This window comes from Amycolatopsis sp. lyj-90 (assembly GCF_046549035.1).
Taxonomy (GTDB): Bacteria; Actinomycetota; Actinomycetes; order Mycobacteriales; family Pseudonocardiaceae; genus Amycolatopsis.
Window position 1 is genome coordinate 189,544 of sequence record NZ_JAJPWP010000017.1, and the last position, 8,204, is coordinate 197,747.

Annotated in this window: 7 protein-coding genes; all 7 read left to right on the plus strand. The window is 70.0% G+C overall.

What is annotated here, in order from left to right; genetic code table 11:
• Positions 1 to 3: 3 nt before the first annotated feature.
• Positions 4 to 1,173, plus strand: a complete 1,170-nt coding sequence (locus tag ACLJPX_RS43420) for a Gfo/Idh/MocA family protein (protein WP_101612764.1) — start codon at positions 4 to 6, stop codon at positions 1,171 to 1,173.
• 120 nt (positions 1,174 to 1,293) lie between these two features.
• Entirely contained in the window at positions 1,294 to 2,451 is a 1,158-nt protein-coding gene (locus ACLJPX_RS43425) for an inositol-3-phosphate synthase (protein WP_410605967.1), read from the plus strand.
• Complete coding sequence (locus ACLJPX_RS43430; protein WP_410605968.1) at positions 2,448 to 3,296, plus strand: SCO3242 family prenyltransferase; 849 nt, start codon at positions 2,448 to 2,450, stop codon at positions 3,294 to 3,296. The genes ACLJPX_RS43425 and ACLJPX_RS43430 overlap by 4 nt, the downstream gene beginning before the upstream one ends.
• Positions 3,293 to 4,723 carry an EboA domain-containing protein gene (locus ACLJPX_RS43435; protein WP_410605969.1) on the plus strand — a complete coding sequence of 477 codons (1,431 nt, stop codon included), beginning with the start codon at positions 3,293 to 3,295 and terminating at the stop codon, positions 4,721 to 4,723. The genes ACLJPX_RS43430 and ACLJPX_RS43435 overlap by 4 nt, the downstream gene beginning before the upstream one ends.
• A 2-nt stretch (positions 4,724 to 4,725) precedes the next feature.
• Complete coding sequence (locus tag ACLJPX_RS43440) at positions 4,726 to 5,589, plus strand: TatD family hydrolase (protein WP_410605970.1); 864 nt, start codon at positions 4,726 to 4,728, stop codon at positions 5,587 to 5,589.
• Positions 5,586 to 6,668, plus strand: coding sequence for a metabolite traffic protein EboE (gene eboE, locus ACLJPX_RS43445; protein WP_410605971.1), 1,083 nt, complete (start codon positions 5,586 to 5,588; stop codon positions 6,666 to 6,668). Before ACLJPX_RS43440 ends, eboE begins: the two co-directional genes overlap by 4 nt.
• A complete protein-coding gene (locus ACLJPX_RS43450; RefSeq protein ID WP_410605972.1) occupies positions 6,665 to 8,038 on the plus strand; it encodes an alkaline phosphatase family protein in 1,374 nt (457 codons plus the stop codon). Before eboE ends, ACLJPX_RS43450 begins: the two co-directional genes overlap by 4 nt.
• The last annotated feature ends 166 nt before the right edge of the window (positions 8,039 to 8,204 follow it).

Genomic DNA, 8,204 nt, shown 5'->3' on the forward strand with positions numbered 1-8,204 from the left:
GGCATGAGCACGGCAAAGGAAACGATCGGGATCGGCATGGTGGGCCACGCGTTCATGGGTGCGGTGCATTCGCACGCGTGGCGCAGTGTGCACCGGTTCTTCACCCCGCCGCTGATCCCGAGACTCGCCGTGCTCGGCGGCCGTGACGAGGTGCGGGCGAAGGCCGCGGCGGAACGGTTCGGCTGGGAAGACGTCGAGACGGACTGGCGCGCGCTGATCGCCCGTGACGACGTCGACCTGGTCGACATCTGCACGCCGGGCGACAGCCACGCCGAGATCGCGATCGCCGCGCTCGAGGCCGGGAAGCACGTGCTGTGCGAGAAACCGCTGGCCAACACCCTCGCCGAGGCCGAAGCGATGGCCGAGGCGGCGGCGAAGGCCCGCGCGAACGGCGTCCGGTCGATGGTGGCGTTCAACTACCGCCGGGTGCCCGCGCTCGCGCACGCCAGGAAACTGGTCGCGAGCGGGGCGCTCGGCGAGATCCGGCACGTGCGTTCGGTCTACCTGCAGGACTGGCTGTCCGATCCGGCGTCGCCGATGACCTGGCGGCTGCACAAGGACAAGGCGGGCTCGGGCGCGCTGGGCGATCTCGGCGCGCACATCGTCGACGCGGCCCAGTTCGTCACCGGTGACACGATCACCGGGGTTTCCGCGCTCACCAACACCTTCGTCAAGGAACGGCCGGACGGCGACGGCGGCACCGGCCAGGTCACGGTCGACGACACCGCCCTGTTCCTCGGCCGGTTCACCGGCGGCGCGGTGGCGAGTTTCGAGGCCACCCGGTTCGCGCTGGGCCGCAAGAACGCGATGCGGCTGGAGATCAACGGGTCGAAGGCGAGCCTCGCGTTCGACTTCGAATCGATGAACGAACTGTCCTGGTTCGACGGTGGCCAGCCCGCCACCGAAGCGGGGTTCCGCCGGATCCTGGTCACCGAACCCGAGCACCCGTACGTCGGGGTGTGGTGGCCGCCGGGGCATCTCCTCGGCTACGAGCACACCTTCACCAACGAGGTCGCCGACCTGCTCACCGCGATCGGCGACGGCACGGATCCCGAACCGTCCTTCGAGGACGGGTTGAGGGTCCAGCAGGTCTTGGACGCGGTCGAACGCAGCGCGTCCGAAGAGTCCCGTTGGACCGCTGTGCCCGGCGTCACTGCGAGGGGGAGTAACTGAGAAGTAGATCCAGCCGAAAGTCGCATGGACGTACATCAGTGCGACTTGGTTCGATCCGAAACGTCCGACCATCCGATGGTGAACACAGTTGGCGTTTTCGGGTTCTGGAAAGGTGGAGAAATGCCTGCTCACGAGCGTACGGGCATCTGGTTGATCGGGGCGAGGGGGTCTGTCGCCACGACCGCGGCGGTGGGCCTGCTCGCCCTCCGCGCGGGGGTGACGGGCGGTGGCGGTTGCGTCACCGAACTGCCCGATTTCGCCGGGGTTCCGTTGCCGGGCTGGGACGATCTGGTCCTCGGCGGGCACGACATCGTGCACACCCCGCTGGAGAAGCGGGCCGAACAGCTGGCGCACGCCGGCGTGTTCGGGCACTCGGTGTTCTCGGCGGTCCGGTCCGGGCTGGCCGAAGTGGACGCCGAGATCCGCGACGGCTATCACCCGGCGACGCATACGGGTGCCCAGTCCGACGCGGCCGCCCGGCTCACCGCGGACATCCGAGCTTTCGCCGACCGGCACGACCTCGCGCGGGTCGTCGTGGTCAACGTGTCCTCCACCGAGGCTCCGTGCCCCCACCTGCCCGAACACGACGACCTCGACGCGCTCGAAACGGCGTTGGCCGATCCGGCGCGGGCGGTACTGCCGTCCAGCTCGCTTTCGGCCTACGCGGCACTGAAAGCGGGGGCTCCGTACGTCGAGTTCACGCCGTCCGCCGGGATCACCCTGCCCGCGCTGCGCGAGCTCGCCGAACGGGAAGGCCTGCCGTACGCGGGTTCCGACGGCAAGACCGGCGAGACCCTGCTCCGCACCGTCCTCGCGCCGATGTTCAGCGCGCGGGCGCTGAAGGTCCGCTCCTGGGCGGGCACCAACCTCCTCGGCGGCGGTGACGGCGAGACCCTGGCCGACCCGGTGACCGCGAACAGCAAGCTGGAATCGAAGGCACGCGGGCTCGCCGCGCTGCTCGGCGAGGACGTCACCGCGCCGCTGCACATCGACAACGTGCCCGACCTCGGCGAGGTCAAGACCGCGTGGGATCACGTGTCGTTCGAGGGTTTCCTCGGCGCGCGCATGAGCCTGCAGTTCACCTGGACCGGTTACGACTCCGCGCTCGCGGCGCCGCTGATCCTCGACCTCGCCCGCCTGGTCACCACTGCGCACGCCGCGGGCCAGAGCGGCGCGCTGACCGAACTCGGCTTCTTCTTCAAGGACCCGCTGGGCAGCGACGAGCACCGCTTCGCCGAGCAGTCCGCCCGCCTGATCACCTGGGCGGCCGCCCTGTGAAGGCTTACGTAGAACTCGTACGGGCGCCCGCCGCGCTCACGGTGCTCGGTGACACGGTCGCCGGGTCCGCCGCGGCGGGGCTCAAGATGACCGGGCGACGGCTGCTGCTGCCGCTGTCCTCGGTCGCCTTCTACTGGGCCGGGATGGCCCTCAACGACTGGGCGGACCGGGAGCTCGACGCCGTGGAGCGTCCCGAGCGGCCGATCCCGTCCGGGCGGGTGAGCGCGGGCGCGGCGCTCACCACCGGCGCCGCGCTGACCGCGGCCGGGCTCGGCCTGGCCGCGCTCGGCGGCGGCCGCGGGGCGATGAAGGTCGCGGTCCCGCTCGCGGCCGCGGTGTGGGCCTACGACACCGTGCTCAAGCCGACCCCGGCCGGACCGGTGGCGATGGCGGCCTGCCGCACGCTCGACGTCCTGCTGGGAGCGGGCCATGAACCTCGCCGTGCTCTCACCGCCGCGGCGGCCGTGGGGGTCCACACGCTCGGCGTCACCGCGTTGTCCACCGGGGAGGTCCACGGTGGAAGCCCGGCGACGGCCCGTGCCGCGCTCGCCACGAGCTGTGCGGCGACAACGTTGGCATTGAGTGGCCCGGTCCGCGGTGGCTGGCACCGGGCGGCGTCTCTGGCGGCCGGTTCGGGTTACGCGGGCCTGGTCGGCAGGGCGCAGGCGGACGCCGTCCGCGATCCGTCGGCGAAGTCCGTGCGCTCGGCGACCAAGTCCGGCATCCACGGCATGGTCCCGCTGCAGGCGGCGGTGACGGCCAAGGGCTCGGTACTGGGGGCCGCGCTGGTCGCGGCCGCGCTGCCGATCGCCCGCAAGCTGTCGCGGAAGGTGAGCCCCACATGAGTTTCTCCCTGGGATACGGCACCAACGGGTTCTCCAACCACCGGCTCGACGACGCGCTCGCCGTCATCGCGGACCTCGGGTACACCGGGGTCGCGCTGACGCTGGACCACGACCATCTCGACCCGTTCGCCGACGATCTGGCGCGACAGGTCGACCACGTGGCCTCCCGGCTTTCGGCGCTCGGCCTGAACCGGGTCGTCATCGAGACGGGCGCGCGGTACCTGCTCGACCCGTGGCGCAAGCACTCGCCGACGCTGCTGTCGGACGACCCCGCGCTCCGGATCGACTTCCTGGCGAAGGCTTTGCAGATCGCGGGCGACCTCGGGGCGGACTGTGTCTCGTTCTGGTCTGGTGTGTCCACTGTGGACAATGGTGTGGCCTGGTCTCGGTTGCGTGAGGGTGTCGCGGCGGTCCTGGAGCACGCCGCGCGGCTGAACGTGCGGCTGGCGATGGAACCCGAGCCCGGCCACCTCGTGCAGCATCTCGGCCAGGTCCTGGATCTGCGCAAGGAACTCGGCGAACCGGAACTGTTCGGTGTCACGCTCGACGTCGGGCACTGCGTCGCCGTCGAGCCGGTGGACGCGGCGGAATGCGTCCGTCTTGCCGGTCCGCTGCTGTGGAACGTGCAGCTGGACGACATGCTGCCGAAGGTCCACGAGCATCTGGAGTTCGGTGACGGGCAGCTGGATCTGCCCGCGACGCTGGCGGCACTGAGCGAGATCGGCTACGCCGGGCTGGCCGCGGTCGAACTGCCGCGGCACAGTCACGCCGCGCCGGACACCGCGCGACGCGCCTTCGAGGCGTTGACCGCGGCGCTGCCGGAGGACACCTGGCTGACCAAGGCGGAAAGCCGGATCCGGGAGAAGCCGTCGGTCATCGGCTCACTCTTCCCGGCCGTCGGTCGTGAGGTCGGGCGGACGGCGCTCCAGCCCGAAACCGATCCGCAGGGCTTGATCCACGGCACCGTCGACGACGCGGCCCGCTCGCGGCTGATCGGGGTGCTGTCCCGTCAGCTGCCCCCGGCGGATCTGGCGGTCGAACTGGGCGAGCTGTACCGGTACGGCGACGACGCCGAGCGGCGCGGGGTCCTGCGCGGGCTGAACAAGCTCGTCCAGGACGGAGCCCTCGACGAGAAGGTCAGCGGAGCCGGGCAACTGCTCGTCGCCGATGCCCTGCGGGCCAACGACATCCGGCTCGTCGCCGCGGCCATGGGCGCCTTCGCGGCGCGTCACCTGGAACCGCACACGTGGCGGCACGGTGTCCTGAAATGCGTTTTCGTCGGCGTTCCCCTCGCCGCCGTCGCGGAGCTCGAAACCCGCGCGGACGACGAGCTGAGGCGCATGCTCGCCGATTTCGCCGACGAACGCAGGGCGGCCGGACGTGACGTTCCCGCCGACGCCCTCTCATTGCTCAAGGAAGGCCACTGACCGTGCGCATCTTCGATCCCCACATCCACATGTCCTCCCGGACCACCGACGACTACGAAGCCATGTACGCGGCAGGCGTCCGCGCGCTGGTCGAACCCGCGTTCTGGCTGGGGCAGCCGCGCACCAGTGTCGGCTCGTACACCGACTACTTCGACGCGCTCATCGGCTGGGAACGGTTCCGCGCCGCCCAGTTCGGCATCCGGCACCACTGCACGATCGCGCTGAACCCCAAGGAGGCCAACGACCCTCGCTGCCGTGAGGTGCTCGACGTGCTCCCGAGGTATCTGGCCAAGGACGGCGTCGTCGCGGTCGGCGAGGTCGGCTACGACTCGATGACCAAGGAAGAGGACGAGGTCTTCGCGCGGCAGCTGGCGATGGCCCTCGAACACGATCTGCCGGTGATGGTGCACACCCCGCACCGCGACAAGCTCGAGGGGACCAAACGCACCCTCGACGTCGTCCGGGAAGCGGGCATCGCGCCGGAGCGCGTCATCGTCGACCACCTCAACGAGGTCACCGTCAAGCTGGTCAAGGATTCCGGCGCCTGGATGGGCTTCTCCATCTACCCGGACACCAAGATGGACGAGCACCGCATGGTCGAGATCCTGCGCCAGTACGGCCTCGACAAGATGATCGTCAACTCGGCCGCCGACTGGGGCCGCTCGGATCCCTTGAAGACCGCCAAAACCGGGCAGGCGATGCTCGACGGCGGGTTCACCGGCGCCGACGTCGACAAGGTGCTGTGGCAGAACCCGGTCGCCTTCTACGACCAGAGCGGGCGGCTCACCCTCGACCCGCTGCCCGGTTTCACCGGTGAGGCGGAGACCTTCGAGGGCAACTCGGTCCTGCGAGGTGCCCGCAAATGATCTCCTACTGCACGAACGTCCACGCGGGCGAGGACGTCGACGGCATCGTCGCGCAGTTGGAGCGGTACGCGCTCCCTGTTCGTGAGCGGCTGGGCGCCGACAAGCTCGGCGTCGGACTGTGGCTCTCCGCGCCGGTCGCACGCGGACTCGCCGACGACGCCGGAGCGCGCAAGGCCTTCCGCGCGGAGTTGGACGCCCGCGGGTTGTCCGTCTACACGCTGAACGCGTTCCCGTACGGCGGCTTCCACGACGAGGTCGTCAAGCACGCGGTTTATCGTCCTTTGTGGACGGAAAGCGAACGGGTCGCCTACACGATCGACTGTGTGACCGTGCTCGCGGATCTGCTCGCCGAGGACGCCACGTACGGCAGTATCTCCACCCTGCCGCTGGCTTGGCGCGAGCCGTGGACCGACCACGACGACCACGCCGCGGCCACGGCGTTCGAACAGGTCGTCCGGGCGATCCGGACCACCGGTGACCGGCCGATCCGGCTGGCCGTCGAACCCGAACCCGGCTGCGTGCTCGACACGGTGGCCGACGCGCTGGCCTGGCTCTCGGGCCGCGTCGACCCGGAGTACGTCGGGTTGTGCCTGGACACCTGTCACCTCGCGGTGTCGTTCGCCGATCCGGCGGAGACCCTCAAGGCGATCGCGGAGTCCGAGGTGGACATCGTCAAGGTCCAGGCTTCCGCGGCGTTGCACGTCGAAAAGCCCGCGGAGGCGGCGGAAGCCCTGGCCACTTTCGCCGAACCACGCTATCTGCACCAGGTGCGGGAGCTCGGCGCGGACGGTGTCGTGCACAAGGCCGACGATCTGCCCGAGGCCTGGACGGAGTTGCCGGGGGAGGGCCCGTGGCGCGTGCACTTCCACATGCCGCTGCACCAGGCCCCGGCCGCGCCGCTCGCCACCACGACCGACGTCCTGCGCACGGTCGCCGCCGGGCTGCCCGGCGAACCGCATATCGAGGTCGAGACCTATACCTGGAGCGTGCTCCCGGACGCGGGCGACCTCGTCGGCGGGATCGCCGCCGAACTCGAATGGGCCAAGGCGAACCTTGTCCGGGAAGGGGTTTCCGCGTGAAGCCGCTGGTCGTCATCGACGTCGTCGGGCTCACCCCGAAGGCGTTGCGGGACATGCCGAACCTGTCCGCCGTCGCCCGCGACGGCTGGCAGGCCGAACTGGGCACGGTGCTGCCCGCCGTCACCTGCAGCGCGCAGTCGACCTTCCTCACCGGGCTCATGCCCGCGCAGCACGGGATCGTCGGCAACGGCTGGTACTTCCGGGAACTCGGCGAGATCTTCTTGTGGCGCCAGCACAACCGTCTCGTCAGTGGCGAGAAGCTGTGGGAGACCGCGCGGTCGGCGCACCCCGGCTACACGTCGGCGAACGTGTGCTGGTGGTACGCGATGGGGATGAGCACCGACGTCACGGTGACACCGAGGCCGATCTACCACGCCGACGGCCGCAAGTCGCCGGACGCCTACGTGCGTCCGCCGGAACTGCACGACCAGTTGACCGGCGCGCTGGGGGAGTTCCCGCTCTTCCAGTACTGGGGCCCGACGGCGTCGATCAAGTCGAGTAAGTGGGTGATCGGCGCTTCCCGGCAGATCCTGCGCGAGAAGCGGCCCGACCTGCTGCTGACCTACGTCCCGCATCTGGACTACGACCTGCAGCGCTTCGGCCCGGACGCTCCCCAGGCGGCGCTGGCCGCGCGGGAACTGGACACCGCGCTCGCACCGCTGCTCGACGACGCCCGCAACGCCGGGGCGACCGTGGTCGTGCTCAGCGAGTACGGCATCACCAACGTGGAGCGCCCCGTCGACATCAACCGGGCGCTGCGCCGCGAGGGCCTGCTGGAGGTCTACACCCAGGCGGGGATGGAGTACCTCGACCCGTGGGCGTCGCGCGCGTTCGCCGTCGCCGACCACCAGGTGGCACACGTCTACGTCCGTGACTCCGCCGACGTGGAGCGGGTCCGTTCGATCTTCGGCGAGCTGACCGGCGTCGACGAGGTCCTCGACCGCGAGGCGCAGGCGAAGTACGGGATCGACCACGAACGCGCCGGCGAACTCGTCGCGGTCGCGGAACCGGACTCGTGGTTCACCTACTACTACTGGCTCGACGACGAGCGGAAGCCCGACTTCGCGCGCGGCGTCGAGATCCACCGCAAACCGGGTTACGACCCCGCCGAACTGTTCTTCGATCCGGAGGACAAGTTCGCCAAGGCGCGGGCCGGGCTCAACCTGGCGAAGAAGTTCGCCGGGCTCCGGTACGCGATGGACGTCGTCCCGACCGACCCGCGCTGGGTACGCGGCTCACACGGACGGCTACCGGATTCCACAGAGGACGGTCCGGTGCTGCTGTGCAGCGATCCGGCCTTCCAGCCGTCCGGCCGGGTGGGGGCGACCGACGTGCATCCGCTGCTGTTGTCCCTGCAAGGCCTGAAGTGAGGGCGCCGGAGATGGCATCGCCAGGTCGTGTCGCGAAAGCCACTTTCGCGACGTGTGATGTCCCGAAAGTGGCTTTCGGGACGCCTCACGCCAGCTCGGTGACGAGAGGTTCTCGGTACAGCGGGTCGTGAGTGGTAAGTGGCGTTAGAACGTCACTTACCACTCA